The organism is Vibrio mytili (genome assembly GCF_000830505.1).
GTDB lineage: Bacteria > Pseudomonadota > Gammaproteobacteria > Enterobacterales > Vibrionaceae > Vibrio > Vibrio mytili.
The window spans coordinates 57,477-73,482 of record NZ_JXOK01000010.1; the positions used below are offsets into that span (position 1 = coordinate 57,477).

Consider the following 16,006-nt stretch of genomic DNA (forward strand, 5'->3'; position numbering starts at 1 on the left):
ATTCTTAGTGCATTATATGTATTCGTTATTTTATGGATTTTGTTATGTCCCGAAGCCAACGCCTACTAGATTTACTCCAACTACTTCGACGCTATAGATATCCAGTTTCAGCTGAGGAGCTAGCTAATAGGCTAGATGTGAGCGTTAGAACAATCTATCGAGATGTCGCAACTTTGCAAGCACAAGGCGCAGAGATCGAGGGAGAAGCTGGGCTTGGCTATATTTTAAAGCCGAGCTTTGATTTACCACCGATGATGTTTAGCTTAGAAGAGCTTGAAGCCCTTAGATTAGGAGCGGAATGGGTGGTAAAGCAAGCAAACGGAGAGTTTAGTGAAGCCGCTATAAATGCTCTTGCTAAAATTTCAGCCGTTTTGCCTCCTGAGCATGAAGCTAAGCATACTGAGAGTGTCATTAGAGTTGCTTCAGCTTTCAAAGTACCAGACTGACAGTTAAGCTAGCCGAGTTGAAAACAACGATACAGAAAGGACATAAAGCAGAAATACATTACGAAGATGCAAAAGGACTTATAAGCAAAAGGGTTGTGTGGCCCATACTTATAGGTATGTTTGAGCAACACAATATTTTGGTTGCATGGTGCGAAACACGAAACGATTACCGTAATTTCCGTCTCGATAGAATCCAATCATTTTCGCAACTTGAATCTAAATACACGCGTTCTCGTCATGCTTTACTTTCTGAGTGGGAATCCCTGGAAGGAATTGAACACAAACGTTTTCGCTACTGACAAAAACTGTCAGTACTTATGGTTACACTTAATTCATCCAATTTGAAAGTGAAGATTTATAACTATGTTAACTATTGATTCCATTGTTCTTTATGTAGAAAACGTTCAACTTAGCATGGCTTTTTATACGCGAGCATTTGAGTGTGACTCCAAGCTTTTATCGCCGACTTTCGCTGTGGTCGAGTTTGCTAAAAACGTAAAAATCACCCTAAAACAAGCTGACGCGTTAACACCAGCTAGCCCAATTCGAGGTGGAGGAACAGAGCTTTCTATTCCTGCAACTAATCGCGTTGATCTGGATAAGCTATTTGAAAAATGGAAACAACAAGGCGTGATCTTTGCTCAAGAGCGCGAAGAGTCTGTATATGGTATCAACTTTGTTGCATTAGATCCTGATGGGCATCGCTTGCGAGTGTTTGCTTAATGCGACTATAAGCCAACGTGACATGCTGGCTTACTTGCATCCAAAAAAAACCTAACGGCGGGTACATCTGGCTCAGAAGTGCCCCCATTTCTTTTTCAGGATTCTTCAATTAGTTGTTACGCAGTCAAATATTGAGATAGTTAAAGTAATGCGTTCCACCCTCATACGATAGAGCTGAGCGCACTACATTTTCTACTTTATATGCGTTTAATTAAGCAAAAATGCTTCTTACCGCGTTGAATTAACCAGTATTGATCAAATAGTGGAAAACCTAACTGTGAGTTGTCAGGTGCTATTTTTTCACCATTTACACTAATCGCACTATCTTCGATTAGCTCTCTGGCGATGCGTTTTGATTTCGCTAATCCTGATTCGATCAACAATTCTACAATGTCCTGCTGAGTGCTTTCGATGCTTGGAATACCATCTAACTCTAGCTGTTTGAGTTCATTAGAACTCAGATTGTCGACACTGCCTGTGAACAAAGCTTGCGTAATACGCTCTGCGCTGAGTAGCCCTGATTCGCCATGAACAAAACGAGTCATATTTTGTGCCAAAATTCTTTGTGCCTTGGGTTTACCTTTATTGGTCTTATCCAGAGCTTCTATCTGATCGATTTCCTCACATGATAAGAATGTGTAGTATCGAAGAAGGTTATAAACATCAGAATCCTCTGTGGATAACCAGAACTGATAAAACATATATGGCGATGTTTTTTCCGAATCGAGCCAAACTGCTCCACCTTCTGTTTTACCAAATTTAGAACCGTCAGATTTAGTTATCAAAGGTAGGGTTAAACCAAACACTTGTTCGCCATTCTGACGACGTGTTAAATCAATACCGCTGACGATATTCCCCCATTGGTCATTGCCACCAATTTGTAAGCTGCAACCATGGTTTCGATTAAGCACTGCAAAGTCATAAGACTGGAGTAAGCTGTAACTAAACTCTGTAAATGAAATGCCTTGTTCAGCCCTTTGTAATCGTTGCTTTACCGACTCACGATTGATCATATTGTTGACCGAAAAATACTTACCGACATCTCGGAAAAAATCAACGACATTAATATCTTTCATCCAGTCGGCGTTATTGACGATGGTCATGGGGTGGTTTAAATGAGGTTTCAATAATTGCTCAATTTGAACGGTAAGATCTTTGACCCAACCAGCTACAGTTTCTTCAGTATTCAAACTGCGCTCGACGGCTTTAAAACTGGGGTCGCCAATCATACCCGTCGCGCCACCAATAAGCGCTAAGGCTTGATGTCCAGCGTCTTGAAAACGTTTGAGCATGATGAGTGGAACTAAATGTCCAATATGAAGGCTGCCTGCGGTAGGATCGAAACCGCAGTAAACCGTTTGAGGCTGGTTAAGTTGTTGCTGTATTTGGTCTAAATCACTGGCTTGTGCAATCAAACCGCGCGCCTGTAGTTCCTGAATGAATGTCATCTATAGCGTCTTATCTGTATGAATAATGTGATATACAGATTAAGAATAGAAACTGATGTGCGATATATCCCTAAAGGGATAATAGGTTAATTTAGTGGGTAATAATATGGTTGAGGAAAATTTGGAAAAGTTCACTGAGGGATGCCACCCGTAGTTGAGCATAGATACGCTTTCGGTGATTTTTTACCGTTCCTTCAGTAATGTTTAACTGTTTGGCTATTTCTTTAGTATCAAGCCCTTGTAAGATTAAACGGACGACTTGCTTTTCTCTAGTTGAAAGCAAATCTCTGCCAAAAGAATCAAGGCTATCCTCTATGAACTCGCGTCTTTTTTCTGAGTAGGATTCAGGAGAAAAGACCGGTTCTGCAAGAAGGAATTCTGTTTGTTTCCAGTGTTGCTGACATAGTGATTGAATGATTGCGAAGTATGATTTTAATGTCTCAACGTTTGATCGCGAAAATGAATTGCTTGTATGGGTGCAACCTAAATAGATAACTACCCAGCGATCTGATTCAACTTTAATCAGAATACTTACTTCATCTTTCCATCCAGTTTGTAGGTAAAATTGGTTACAGTATGTTTGATAATCCATATCTCGTTTGACTACGTCTTTTAGTGAAAAAACACCTTGTTGCTCATCAATGGTGAGCATTTTGTAGAATGGGTCATCTTGAAATGCGGAAGTGAGGTATCGGTCGAAAAGCAATTCACGGTTATTTTCAATAGAATCGTAAAGGTAAATAGGGTGTTTGCCTTTACGTAGACCGAGGATCACGGAACAGTCATGACTGACTATCGAAGCGAGTAAAGCGATTAACTTAGACGTAAAACTCGGTGATTTCAGAGAGGATATAGATTCTGCGAGTAAATTATTAAATTCCGATTCAACCATATAATATAAGACTATTAATAAAGGCTTAAAGCATAACGCAATTAACTAAATTGCTCAAAACAGTATTAATTGAATTTGGCTAAAAACGAGTTTGTACAACAGGGTGAGGGTTTTAACATCAGAAAGTAACCTAACCTTCCATTACGCAAACCCATACATCACATATTGATGGGTTTTTACCAAAAGGCGTTCGTTGTGTCACGAAACTCTTTACTTCATTTTTGCATCTTTATTCGCACTTCCACCATTGCGCAAAGTGACCCTGTGAAATACGATAACTGAACTGTTAAATTTGGAGATTACTGTGGGTAATACTGTTCGTGACATTAATCAGCATTTTTGGCTCAACAAAGCGCTTCCACATCTGACTATCCGCACCACATATAACAGCGTTCAGGGTTACAAAGCTCACAGCCACACGGAACTGTCAATTGGGATCATTGAGGCGGGCGTGACTCGCTTATCTATGCCAAAGGAGCAGATTGTCCTACATGAGGGGGATATTGTTCTCATCGAGCCTAATATGGTTCATGCCTGCAATCCTGTTGACGGTAAGCCTCGCAGTTATCATATGCTTTATGTCGATAACGAGTGGTGCTGTGAAGTGCTGTCAACCTTATATGGATATAAGGTTACTCAATTTACTTGTGACCAAAACCTGCTCTCTGACGTAGAAAGTGACTCTCATTTATCAGGTTTAATCTGCAGACTAATAGAATGCGGGTCTCAAGAGCTGGCTGCAGAAATAAATAGTCATTTGTTCAATCTGTTGAGTCATTACTGTTCTCCGCAACGCAATCAAGAAAGCGACTATGAATTGGCTTATAAGGTGAGAAATCGCTTATTGAGGGACATAGCCCAACCTTCCTCACTAGACATTATTTCTCAAGAATTCGGGCGACCAAAGGAATCACTAATCCGTAATTTCAAGAGCCGTTTTGGTATAACCCCTAAGTCATTTCTAAATAACAACCGTGTTGAAAAGGCAAAGTTTTTATTGAAATGCGGTATGAACATCGTTGATGTTGCCACTGAAGTTGGCTTTTCAGATCAAAGCCAACTTCATCGCGCTTTTGTTAACTATACGGCTTCTACACCAAGACAATATCAGCAGATTACGTCAATTTTCGACAATAATTCGTAAACGTAAAAAACTATAGTCTGAGAACAATTTGATTATAGGTAACCATTAATGCTGTTCTCAACCCTTTTCCCCGTCGCATTCCCAGTGCTAGCCTTGGCGCATTTCGTTGCGTTATTGAGTCCTGGGCAAGATTTTTTCCTAATTGTAGCTCATTCAATTCGACACAGGTTGTACGGAAGTCGTTATATCTGCCTTGGTGTTGCGTTAGGAAATGCAATCTATATTGCGATAGCGATACTGGGTTGGACGAGTATTCGTGACAATCAAGTCGTCTTTTCAGTGGTTGAGATATTTGGGGCTATTTACCTTTTGTGGATTGGTACAAAGCTATTAAAAAGTAAAAGAAATAACTCTCTTTTGGATGCAGAACAAAAGAAAGTCCCCTCAGCGATGAATCAACTGATATTGGGGCTCAATTCAGCACTGTTGAATCCAAAAAATGCATTGTTTTATATGAGTATTATGGCAGTCATTCTAGGAAATGAAGTTACGCTAACTCAGCAAATATCTTGTGGTGTATGGATGTTCCTTGTCGTTTTGCTTTGGAATTTATTGATTGCTACCACAATTGGACAACCTCGCGTACAAACATACCTAAAGCAAGGTATACACATAATAGAAAGAAGTGCGGGGGTCGTTCTGATTTGTTTCGGTGTCGCTCTGTTGGTAAATTACCTACCTTAGTCAATTTTCGGATTTCGGATAACTCGCATGTTGGCGCACAACTGACTCATTGACAGCTGCAATTTCTAGCGTAATGGCGATAAAGCAAGACCCTGGTTGCTGACGGTTATCTCAAGTAGGGCTAACGTCGTCATTAAACTCACGGCTTAACCAAGATTTTAGAGCGAGAACATTTTTGTTGCGAAGCTTCTCAGGTTTGCACACAAAGAAAAATTCCTGGTGAGGATTTTTAACTGAAGTTCCTAATTCTATTAGCAAGCCATGTTTAATTTCATCGCGAACGAATAGGCGGTGCGTGACAAAAACGCCCAATTTGCGAATTGCTGCCTGAACCGCATGGATTGATGCGGTAAAACTCAAATAATTATGCTGCTTAGGGACTGGGAGTGAGTTGCCCTGACACCAGACATTCCAATCATCTTTTCTGCGAAGGTTTTCCGCATAAATCGCGGGGTAATGTTGTAATAACTTAGCCGCGGAAGGAGCTTCCTGAAAGTCATCCAATAAATCTGGATTGCACACTAGCAACAGTTCATCGTCTCCGAGCTTTTCGCAATAGTAGTCTTCCCATTCGTCAGTTGTCCCGTGAATGATAGCAACGTCTATGCCTTCTTGGTTTAGGTCAAAAGAACCGATTAAGTTTGAGAGACGAATATCCACATCGGGTGCGTAACGTTGGAAGCTATCGACTCTTGGTACCCACCAATGTATTGCCAGTGAATTGACCATATTAAGTGTAATTCGATTTGATTGAGGCTGATGAGTTACGGCTTCAGTTGCAGTGACAATCGTTTTCAATGCAGGGGCAATGTCATTGTAGTACTTCTGGCCAGTGGCGTTTAACTGAACATGTCTGCCAACGCGTTGAAACAATGGTTGGTCGATGAGTGACTCAAGACTTTTTATCGCTTGGCTGATTGCCGAGTGGCTTACGCTAAGTAAGTTGGCGGCTTCGGTCATACTTCCGGTCTCTGCAACAGCGACGAACGCGTAAAGAGACTTCAAAGGTGGTCTTCTGTTCATGTGTAAGCTTTTCTAACAGGTTTGTTTAAATATATTCGTTTTTTTCGTCATTGTCATTGAACTAGTATGAGCCTGCCAATAGGGAGGATATCATCTTGTTTAAGAACCACGCTGTACCTTATATGCTTGCTTCAACGTTCAGTCTGTCGTTGATAGGTCTTCTTTTAAAAAAACTAACTGAAATGATGAGTATGGAGCTTCTTACGTTTCTGCGTTTAATCATTCCAGCACTATTACTGTTTGCGATCGTGCTGGCTGCAAAGCATCCACTACCGTCTCGCAAAGTAGTCAAGCCAATTGTGATTCGAGCACTTTGTATTGCTGCATGCCAACTCTGCTTTATTGCATCATTGAATTCGCTCACACTGGTGGAAAGTTCGGTACTTTTTGCAACGGGACCGATCTTTATTGCCGTTTTAGAAAAGTTACTTTTTAAGATAAGGATTAAGGTTGAAACGAAATTTAGTTTAGTGGCTACTTTTGTTGGCGTTTTGATGTTAACTGGGGATGTCTCAGGTATTCAGTTTCGGCCGGAACTTTTGATCGGTTTAGCCTCAGGCTTTTTTAGTGCTGGTTCACAAGTGAGTTTGTTTCGTGCCAGCAAAGATGACGTGAAGCCTTCTGTGCTTAATAGTTGGACATTTCTTATCGCCGCTATAAGCGTACTGCCGTTGTTGTTTATCTCAGGCTTGCCTGAACTGGACATGCAGATAATGCTACACCCCAAAGACAACACATTGGTGTGGGTATGTTTGTCAGGACTATCGTTGTGCGTAGTAGCCAATCAACTCTTACGTTCAAAAGCATACACATTGGCAGAAAGCAATTCCCAGCTTGCATCGCTAATATTTACCAATCTGTTGTTTACGGCGGTATGGCAGATCCTGTTTTTTGATGAGAAATTTTCTAACTATCAGCTGATAGGGATTGCACTCATCATTATTGCAGCGTTAATGAACAATCTGACAGCCAAAATAGTAAGGCACATTTTTCATGCAAAAGCTCATCATGTTTAAAAGGGACGTTTACGCTAAGGTCCTGTGCATGAACAAGATTAGGAGGTCTTTTTCGATGCAGTCTGCTTTGCGTTCCGGATAGTGGCTTAAGATGAATTTTCTTCATGTTGATAATGAGCAAGAATCACTTTTGCTTATTGCAGATTGTGATTCAATAGCAGTCTGATTATTTAGCAGTACAGAAGTCTACAATGGCAAAGGTAATAATTTTGGATGGTGGCATGGGGCGCGAACTCAAACGTATTGGCGCCCCTTTTTCTCAACCACTATGGAGTGCTCAGGCACTGATCGAATCTCCTCAGTTTGTGAAGCAAGCTCATCAAGGTTTTATTGATGCAGGCGCACAAATTATCACTGTCAACAGCTACGCCTGTGTCCCTTTTCATTTAGGAGATGAGTTGTATGCTGAGCGTGGGTTCGAACTTGCGCAAAGTGCTGCGAAGATTGCCCGTGAAGTGGCGGCAGAATCTCAGCAAGAAGTCTGGGTCGCAGGTTCGCTTCCTCCAGCCTTTGGCTCATATCGCCCAGATCTGTTTGAAGCCGAAAAAGCGCGTGAAATCAGTGCGGAGTTGTTTGATGCTCAAGACCAATATGTGGATGTCTGGCTTGCCGAAACGGTAGCGAGTCTTGCTGAAGCTGAGGTGATCGCGTCGGTGTTAGATAAAACAGATAAGCCTTGTTATATTTCATTCACTTTAAAAGATGATGCGGAAAGTGCGTCGTGTCTTCGTTCTGGAGAACCGGTGACGAGTGCCGTTGAAGCACTTTTAGATACCAATGCGGCGGGTGTTTTCTTTAACTGTTCGGTCCCTGAGGTGATTGAGCAAGCCATTAAAGATGTAAACCAAATACTTGATCGCACAGGAAAAACTCTGACTATTGGCGTTTTTGCTAACAGCTTTGCACCTATCAAAAGTGGTCACCAAGCCAATGATACCATTCAAGAGATGAGAACCTTCTCACCACAAGAATATCTAGAGTTTGCAAAAACATGGCATCAACTCGGAGCGTCCATTATTGGTGGGTGCTGTGGTATTGAACCCGCTCACATAAAAGTGTTGGCAGAGTGGGGGAATACGGATGAAGAATCTTAATTTTGGCCTTACTATCCCCGCGATAGTGTTAGTGATCCTTTTATTGTTCGTTTCTTCCATGCTCCCTGAACAATCTCAGGCAATGGCTGGTAATGCAATGGCCTTCGTAAACCATTGGTTTGGTTGGTTAGTGCAGTTAGCGAGTTTAGCTTTAGTGGGCTTTCTATTCTGGCTGGCGTTTTCGAAATACGGTGATATCCGTTTAAGTGATGACGAGCCTGAATACTCAAACTTCTCCTACGGCGGGATGATCTTTACTGCGGGGTAGGCGCTTCGTTGATCTATTGGGGGATTGGAGAGCCTATGTATTACTTACAGTCTCCTCCCTTATTTGCTGAAGCAAACAGCTATGCTGCCGCAGCATGGTCAGTCACATATTCTATTTTCCATTGGGGCATTACTGGCTGGGCGATTTATTGCTTCCCTGCCATTCCATTTGCTTATGCTTTCTATGTGCAAAAGAAACGGACACTAAAGCTGTCTACGCTCTGTGAGCCTGTGGTAGGGAACAACCCGATACTGGCAAAGTGTATTGATCTGGTTGCTATCTTTGGCACCCTGGCGGCGTTTGCGAGTTCGCTTGCCTTAACGGTAACGTTGTTAAGTACGGGTGTATCTGAGTTATTGGGTATTGAAAATACTTTGATGCTGCAAGGCGGGATTATCTTCCTGTTTGTCGCGGTTTTGTTTGTGGTTACGTTGGTGGGTTTCAATAAAGGGATCAATAAGGTCTCGGACTACACTGTAATTTCGGCGATTGGTTTTGCCTTGTTTGTGTTATTTACGACAAACACACCATTTATTCTGAACAATTTCACGGACTCTTTGGGAGTCATGCTGGATAGCTTTTTCCGTATGTCACTTTGGACTGACCCAGTTCAGCAGAGTGGTTTCCCTCAGGGCTGGACGCAATATTACTGGTTTTGGTACTACGCGTACCTCATCATGATGGGGTTATTTATCACCCGCATATCACGGGGTCGAACGATTCGCGAAGTGATTTTGTACACCATCTCGATGGGCTCTCTGGGTTGCGCGTTCTTTATTTCTATTTTTGGTGGGTATGCCATTTGGGCGCAGCTTATTGGTGGATACCCAGTGCAGGAATGGATGAGTGACGGTGGACTGACTTTTGCCGTGGTGTCACTCATTAAAACGCTGCCAGCCAATGGTGTAATTCTTACGGTTTTCTTGGTGATTCAGTTTTTCTTAATGCTGACGACCATGTCGAGTGCAAGTGTGGCGACTTCCATGCTCACAACTAACCAGCTTTCGTTGAGCGGTGATCCCGATAACAAGGTCAAACTATTGTGGCTGGCGCCATAGCCCTGATCAGTTTCAGTGTCTTTTTGAGTGGCGGCGGCATAAATACCATAAAATCGTTATGTGTTGTCGCGGGACTGCCAATGATGTTCATTTACGCCATTTTGGTGAAGCAGTTAATGATGCAACTAAAAGGCAAAGAAGCACAACAAGAGTCGTCAGAGGTTCAACTGCAAGCGAAAGAAGCAACAGTGTAGAATCGCTACATGGTAATCGATTCGTATTAATAGAGCTCAAGTATGCAAAAAACGAAATGAATTGCGCTGAATGACAGTAAAAGTGTGGTTGTTTGATATCCGTTAGCGCTTTCTTAATTTTCCACTTCTGGGGATAAAACTTACGGTGGTCCCGTTTCACTGCAGAGAGATGAAAAAAGCCCTATCATCAGAGTGATAGGGCTTTGGTGGGTGTGGAGCATTGCTGAGCTGCAGTTTATTGACGATAGATTGCTAACGATAGATGGTTAGCGATAGATCGTTAACTACAGCTTTTCTTGAATTCTGTCTGAGTACCAGTTAACGAAATCAATGACACCAAACTCGTAAGTTTTCGAATAAGGTCCAGGTTCGTAGCTGAGAGAGTTGATCCCACGTTGGTTCTCTTCACCTAATCGACGGTCTTGTTCGTTAGTTGCATCCCATACACGACGAAGATTTTCAGGATCGTAATCCACGCCTTCAATCGCATCTTTGTGAACGAACCATTTGGTGGTAACCATAGATTCCTGAGCTGAGATTGGCAGCACGCGGAAAACGATAAAATGGTCGCTTTGCATATGGTTCCAAGAATTCGGCAGGTGCAAAATACGTAGTGAACCCAACTTGTCGTTTTTAATGCGACCTAGCATCTTTTTAGAGCTCGGTGCGCCATCGATCGTCATGACCGAGCTACCTTCTTTCAGAGGCATACGCACAAGACGGTTTCTGCTGCCATACTTTTTGTGTTCGTGCGGGATCGACTCTGCGTCCCATTCCGCCGCCATACGTTCGTAGTATTTTAAGAATTCTTCTGTTGCGCGAGGGTCGTTGGTGTCGTCCCATTCCAGAAGCGTATTGAGCAGTTCAGGGTGGCTACCGTTGCAGTGATAACATTCACGGTTGTTTTCAAGAACTAGCTTCCAGTTAGCTTTTTCATACATATTCGACTCGACGGCAATCTTGGTGTTTTCGACGTCGTACGGTTCCATGTACTCTTCTAATGTAGCGAGAAACTCATCAAAGTCTGATTCTGGTGGATTGTCACCAAGGCAAACAAAAATAAAGCCACCAGCGGTCTTACAATGAACTGGTTTGAGTTTATGTTTTTGCATATCAAACTCATCGCCCATTTCAGTACCGGCAAACAATAAGTTACCTTTGGTGTCGTAAGTCCATTGGTGATAAGGACAAACTAAGTTGGCCACTTTACCTCTGTGCTCTAAACAAATACGAGAGCCACGGTGACGACAAGCATTGTGAAATGCGTTCACTTGGCCTTCGGCATCGCGGACAATCAACACAGGGTTCTGCGCGATTTCTACCGTAAAGTAATCACCTTTGGTTGGCACTTCACTTGTCATACCGACAAATAGCCACTCTTTCTGGAAGATCTCTTCCACATCAATTTTGAACAGCAGTGGGTCATTGTACAGTGGACGCGGTAGTGAATAATCTGGACGTCGCTCACTGAGCATTTTTTTCATTTCTTCTCGAGCGACTTCGATGCTCGAGTAGCTTATGTTGAGAATATCGTTTTGTGTCATTGTCTATCTTCTTCCAGAAAATGTGGACGATATGCCCGACTAGGGGCTTCCATGCGTTTGGGACAACAGCCTTATTATTAGTTTTGGCTAACAGCCTTACTAATAGTAGGTCGATGGCTGGCTCGGAGATATCCTGCCATTATTGGTAGGTTAAGAAGTGGTCTAAATGCGACACTGACTATGCCTATTTAAGACACCGAATCATATATTTTATTTGAGGTGACTGTTTTGGATAAGGCCGTGTCGTTAATAGACAATTAGCAAGGGTCATTTTAATCAAAATAAGCACAACCCATGGAGGGAACCCAATACTACCAGTGCCAGCAAGAACGACTAGGTCAATGTTGGAAGTGCTTGAAAATGAACCGTTGCGGAGAAGCCGGATATGAATACCCCAACTAACTCTCTAGCCACCAGTGGCTCTTTTATACCTGTAGAAACTCAAATTTGGGATAATGGTCGTCATGCTGTTCGCTGCGTAAAAACCATTCAAGAGACTTGGGACACCAAAACATTTTGTTTCATGGCCGATCAGCCGACGATGTTTTTCTTCAAACCTGGACAATTTGTCACGCTTGAACTGGATATTGAAGGCGAACAAGTGTTCCGTTCTTACACTATCTCTAGCTCACCTTCTGTGCCTTACAGTTTTTCAATTACCGTGAAGCGTGTACCAGGAGGTTTTGTCTCAAACTGGATTCACGATAATTTAGATGAAGGCTCCGAGCTTGCAGTTCATGGACCGGTAGGGAACTTCAATAGTATTGACTTCCCTTCTGAAAAGGTACTTTTGTTGTCAGGAGGAGTCGGCGTCACGCCACTGATGTCAATGGCACGCTGGATTTATGACACCAATAGTGATGTCGATGTAACCTTTGTCCATAGTGCGCGTACACCAAGAGACATCATCTTCCATCGCGAACTGGAGTTCATGTCTTCGCGCATCGCGAACTTCCAACTTCATCTCATCTGTGAGCGTTTGGAATCCGGACAAAATTGGTCGGGATATCGCGGTTACTTAGATGATATTAAGCTTTTGATGATCACCCCAGATTTGCATGAGCGCGAAATTTTCTGTTGTGGACCAACGCCGTATATGCGCGCGGTGAAAAACATCTTGGTGAAACTTGGTTTTAACATGGAACGTTACCATGAGGAAGCGTTCGGTGAAGCACCTGCTGGGGTAGAAGAACAAGCGGTTCAAGATGCAGAAATTGCAGCAGAAGAAGCGGATCTATTACAGGATAGCGATCTTATCGAAGTGATGTTCACCGAAAGTGACAAACAAGTCCAGGTTGCTCCGGGTGAAACAGTCCATGCCGCAGCCGCCAAAGCTGGGCTGACAATACCCAAAGCATGCGGTATGGGTATTTGTGGTACATGTAAAGTGAAGAAAGTAAAAGGTGATGTCGAAATGAGTCATAACGGAGGAATTACCGATGAAGATGTCGCTGAAGGATATATTCTTTCTTGCTGTAGTGTACCGAACGGAAATGTCGTTATTGAGTGTTAAACTTTCCGTCATGTAATTACATTGGAAATATGAACTTCTGTAATATTAATGCATGTAATGCAGAATGATTTGTAATAAATATACCAAAAACCTTCGTAATATTGATGAGGTTTGGGTATGTTGTTAAATGTATTAGATATTGATTTATATCGGGATTTTAGCAGGGCGCAAGCCTGCTTTTTTTTGTTTAATAATAAATTTAATGATGTCGCAAATCCGCAGATTTTGTCGTATTTACGCAAGCGCGATATTGCAAATTAATTACTATTGAGTTGTCGATTAGGTTTCATTCGTAACGATTTAAATTCGTTGTCGTGCCGTAAACCTTCAAGGGAAATAAGTTTCAAGGAGAAGATATGTTTAACAAAAACCAAAATATCGAAACGTACGACAATGAGTTGTGGGCGGCGATTGTAAAAGAAGAAGAGAGACAAGAAGATCACATCGAGTTGATTGCGTCTGAGAACTACACCAGCCCTCGCGTTATGCAAGCGCAAGGCACAAAATTAACCAACAAGTATGCGGAAGGCTACCCAGCAAAACGCTACTACGGCGGCTGTAAATACGTTGATGATGTGGAAGTTCTGGCGATCGAACGAGCAAAACAGCTGTTTGGTGCGGAATATGCCAACGTACAGCCACACTCTGGCTCTCAAGCAAACGCTGCCGTTTACATGGCTTTATGTGAACCGGGTGACACTGTGTTAGGTATGAGTCTTGCTCACGGTGGTCACTTGACGCATGGTTCCCATGTTAACTTTTCAGGAAAAATTTATAACGCGGTTCAGTATGGTCTAAATGCTGAAACGGGTGAAATTGACTACGAGCAAGTAGAACAATTGGCGCTAGAGCACAAACCAAAAATGATTGTCGCTGGTTTCTCGGCATACTCTCGAGTGGTTGATTGGCAACGTTTCCGCGATATCGCCGACAAAGTTGGAGCTTACCTATTTGTTGATATGGCACACGTCGCAGGTTTGGTTGCTGCAGGCGTTTACCCAAGCCCAGTCCCTTTTGCGGATGTCGTAACCACAACGACTCATAAAACTCTACGCGGTCCTCGCGGTGGTTTGATTGTTTCTCGCGACGCAGAGCTAGAGAAAAAGATCAATTCTGCTGTTTTCCCTGGTGGTCAAGGTGGCCCACTGATGCACGTAATTGCAGCAAAAGCAGTGGCGTTTAAAGAGGCGTTAGAGCCAGAATTTGCTGAATATCAGAAACAAGTCGTGGTTAACGCACAAGCAATGGCAAAAGTCTTTATTGAGCGTGGTTTTGATGTTGTCTCTGGCGGTACAGACAACCACCTATTTTTGCTTAGCTAATTCGCCAAAAACTGACGGGTAAAGCAGCTGATGCAGCACTGGGTTTGGCTGGCATTACCGTGAACAAAAATGCGGTACCGGATGATCCACAATCGCCATTCGTCACTTCAGGCCTACGTATCGGTACGCCCGTAATTACTACACGTAACTTTGGTGAGTCTGAGTGTGAAATGTTAGCTGGTTGGATTGCCGACATTCTTGATGTACTTGATGACCCTCAAGCGCTAGCAAGTACGATTGAACTAGTAGGAGGCAAGGTTAAGTCACTCTGTCGTGATTTCCCTGCATACCAATAACCTGGGTACTAACAATCACCTGCGTACTAAAAATAGCAGAAGATATTTTGTTTTAGCTGAAATGAAGGAACAGACAAATGCAGCATTATTCTGGTTTTGGTCTACTTAAACACTCATTATCTCACCATGAAAACTGGCAAAGTGTTTGGCGCAATCCTACTCCGAAAAAGAAATATGATGTGATCATCATTGGTGGTGGCGGTCACGGTTTGGCGACGGCTTACTATCTAGCGAAAGAGCACGGGATTACTAACGTTGCGGTTATTGAAAAAGGTTATTTAGGTGGCGGTAATACAGCTCGTAATACAACCATCGTTCGTTCTAACTATTTATGGGATGAAGCTGCATTTCTGTATGAACATTCACTGAAGTTGTGGGATGGCTTGTCACAAGACCTCAACTACAACGTGATGTTCTCTCGACGTGGCTGTCTCAACTTAGGCCACACGTTACAAGACATGCGTGACATCGAGCGTCGCGTTGCAGCGAACCGTCTAAATGGCATCCAAGGTGAAGTGCTTGACACACAACAAGTAAAAGAACTGGTTCCGCACATGGACTGTTCTGCGAACACTCGTTACCCAATTCTTGGTGCATCTTGGCAGGCAAACGCAGGGGTCGCTCGACACGATGCGGTAGCGTGGGGCTTCGCTCGTGGCGCTGACAGCATGGGTGTTGACCTTATCCAACAAACTGAAGTGGTCGACATGATCATCGAAGACGGTGCTATTGTTGGTGTGAAAACGAACCGCTACGGTGAAATCAAGGCTGACAAAGTAGGTTGTGTGGTTGCAGGTAACTCTGGCGTGTTAGCAAAAATGGCGGGTTTTGAAATGCCATTGGAATCTCACCCTCTGCAAGCGTTGGTATCTGAGCCAATTAAACCAATTCTAGATACGGTCGTCATGTCAAACCACGTACACGGTTACGTGAGTCAATCAGACAAAGGTGATTTGGTTATTGGTGCTGGTATCGATGGTTATAACGGTTACGGTCAACGTGGCTCTTATTCCACTATCGAACATACGGTACAGGCGATCGTTGAGATGTTCCCAATTTTCTCTCGAGTACGCATGAACCGTCAATGGGGCGGTATCGTTGACACCACTGCTGATGCATGTCCGATTATGACGAAAACACCAGTTGAAAACTTATTCTTCAACTGTGGTTGGGGTACCGGTGGATTTAAAGCAACCCCTGGATCTGGCAATGTATTTGCTGCGAGCTTGGCTAAAGGTGAAATGCACGAACTTGCAGCACCTTTCTCAATGTTCCGTTTCAACAATGGTGCATTGATCGATGAACACGGTGCTGCGGGCGTAGCGCACTAACAGGAGAAGA

11 protein-coding genes and 3 pseudogenes are annotated in these 16,006 nt (G+C 43.0%); 10 read left to right on the forward strand and 4 right to left on the reverse strand.

Annotation, left to right across the window (positions count from 1 at the left end):
* The first annotated feature begins 44 nt into the window (after positions 1 to 44).
* Together SU60_RS04650 and SU60_RS04655 are read left to right on the forward strand one after the other, a co-directional pair.
* Positions 45 to 745 (forward strand): annotated as a pseudogene (locus SU60_RS04650) (helix-turn-helix transcriptional regulator).
* 64 nt (positions 746 to 809) lie between these two features.
* On the forward strand, positions 810 to 1,169 hold the full coding sequence (locus tag SU60_RS04655; RefSeq protein ID WP_041154548.1) for a VOC family protein: 360 nt from the start codon (positions 810 to 812) through the stop codon (positions 1,167 to 1,169).
* Positions 1,170 to 1,366: 197 nt separating this feature from the next.
* Here SU60_RS04655 and tyrS read toward each other — a convergent pair whose 3' ends face one another.
* Complete coding sequence (gene tyrS, locus SU60_RS04660; protein ID WP_041154549.1) at positions 1,367 to 2,617, reverse strand: tyrosine--tRNA ligase; 1,251 nt, start codon at positions 2,615 to 2,617, stop codon at positions 1,367 to 1,369.
* Between the two features lie 91 nt (positions 2,618 to 2,708).
* Positions 2,709 to 3,509, reverse strand: coding sequence for a LuxR C-terminal-related transcriptional regulator (locus tag SU60_RS04665; protein WP_041154550.1), 801 nt, complete (start codon positions 3,507 to 3,509; stop codon positions 2,709 to 2,711).
* Positions 3,510 to 3,813: 304 nt separating this feature from the next.
* On the opposite strand from SU60_RS04665, the gene SU60_RS04670 reads away from it, so the two are divergent.
* On the forward strand, positions 3,814 to 4,653 hold the full coding sequence (locus SU60_RS04670) for an AraC family transcriptional regulator (RefSeq protein ID WP_041154551.1): 840 nt from the start codon (positions 3,814 to 3,816) through the stop codon (positions 4,651 to 4,653).
* A 48-nt stretch (positions 4,654 to 4,701) separates the two neighbouring features.
* Entirely contained in the window at positions 4,702 to 5,337 is a 636-nt protein-coding gene (locus tag SU60_RS04675) for a LysE family translocator (RefSeq protein WP_041154552.1), read from the forward strand.
* Positions 5,338 to 5,448: 111 nt separating this feature from the next.
* Here the strand turns inward: SU60_RS04675 and SU60_RS04680 are convergent, their stop codons facing one another.
* On the reverse strand, positions 5,449 to 6,360 hold the full coding sequence (locus SU60_RS04680; RefSeq protein WP_041154553.1) for a LysR substrate-binding domain-containing protein: 912 nt from the start codon (positions 6,358 to 6,360) through the stop codon (positions 5,449 to 5,451).
* A 95-nt stretch (positions 6,361 to 6,455) separates the two neighbouring features.
* On the opposite strand from SU60_RS04680, the gene SU60_RS04685 reads away from it, so the two are divergent.
* The 3 genes and pseudogenes from SU60_RS04685 (at position 6,456) to SU60_RS04695 (ending at position 9,990) form a co-directional block, all read left to right on the forward strand.
* Positions 6,456 to 7,376: a DMT family transporter gene (locus SU60_RS04685; RefSeq protein WP_245228355.1), complete on the forward strand. Its 921-nt coding sequence runs from the start codon at positions 6,456 to 6,458 to the stop codon at positions 7,374 to 7,376.
* 191 nt (positions 7,377 to 7,567) lie between these two features.
* Entirely contained in the window at positions 7,568 to 8,470 is a 903-nt protein-coding gene (locus tag SU60_RS04690; RefSeq protein ID WP_041154555.1) for a homocysteine S-methyltransferase family protein, read from the forward strand.
* A pseudogene (locus SU60_RS04695) lies at positions 8,457 to 9,990 on the forward strand (BCCT family transporter). Before SU60_RS04690 ends, SU60_RS04695 begins: the two are co-directional and overlap by 14 nt.
* Positions 9,991 to 10,274: 284 nt before the next feature.
* Here the strand turns inward: SU60_RS04695 and SU60_RS04700 are convergent.
* The gene (locus SU60_RS04700; protein WP_041154556.1) at positions 10,275 to 11,534 is read right to left on the reverse strand and encodes an aromatic ring-hydroxylating oxygenase subunit alpha; all 1,260 of its coding nucleotides are present in this window, start codon (positions 11,532 to 11,534) and stop codon (positions 10,275 to 10,277) included.
* Positions 11,535 to 11,919: 385 nt separating this feature from the next.
* Between SU60_RS04700 and SU60_RS04705 the strand changes: the two genes are divergently transcribed.
* The 3 genes and pseudogenes from SU60_RS04705 to SU60_RS04715 all read left to right on the forward strand — a co-directional run bounded on the left by SU60_RS04705 (position 11,920) and on the right by SU60_RS04715 (position 15,996).
* Positions 11,920 to 13,047 (forward strand): FAD-binding oxidoreductase, encoded by a 1,128-nt coding sequence (locus SU60_RS04705; protein WP_041154557.1) that lies wholly within the window; start codon positions 11,920 to 11,922, stop codon positions 13,045 to 13,047.
* A 356-nt stretch (positions 13,048 to 13,403) separates the two neighbouring features.
* A pseudogene (glyA, locus tag SU60_RS04710) lies at positions 13,404 to 14,665 on the forward strand (serine hydroxymethyltransferase).
* Between the two features lie 77 nt (positions 14,666 to 14,742).
* A complete protein-coding gene (locus SU60_RS04715; protein WP_041154558.1) occupies positions 14,743 to 15,996 on the forward strand; it encodes a sarcosine oxidase subunit beta family protein in 1,254 nt (417 codons plus the stop codon).
* Positions 15,997 to 16,006: the final 10 nt, after the last annotated feature.

Coding starts and splice junctions, on each gene's coding strand:
- SU60_RS04655 (WP_041154548.1), top strand. CDS start 810: ATGTTAACTATTGATTCCATTGTTCTTTATGTAGAAAACGTTCAACTT.
- tyrS (WP_041154549.1), bottom strand. CDS start 2,617: ATGACATTCATTCAGGAACTACAGGCGCGCGGTTTGATTGCACAAGCC.
- SU60_RS04665 (WP_041154550.1), bottom strand. CDS start 3,509: ATGGTTGAATCGGAATTTAATAATTTACTCGCAGAATCTATATCCTCT.
- SU60_RS04675 (WP_041154552.1), top strand. CDS start 4,702: ATGCTGTTCTCAACCCTTTTCCCCGTCGCATTCCCAGTGCTAGCCTTG.
- SU60_RS04680 (WP_041154553.1), bottom strand. CDS start 6,360: ATGAACAGAAGACCACCTTTGAAGTCTCTTTACGCGTTCGTCGCTGTT.
- SU60_RS04690 (WP_041154555.1), top strand. CDS start 7,568: ATGGCAAAGGTAATAATTTTGGATGGTGGCATGGGGCGCGAACTCAAA.
- SU60_RS04700 (WP_041154556.1), bottom strand. CDS start 11,534: ATGACACAAAACGATATTCTCAACATAAGCTACTCGAGCATCGAAGTC.
- SU60_RS04705 (WP_041154557.1), top strand. CDS start 11,920: ATGAATACCCCAACTAACTCTCTAGCCACCAGTGGCTCTTTTATACCT.
- SU60_RS04715 (WP_041154558.1), top strand. CDS start 14,743: ATGCAGCATTATTCTGGTTTTGGTCTACTTAAACACTCATTATCTCAC.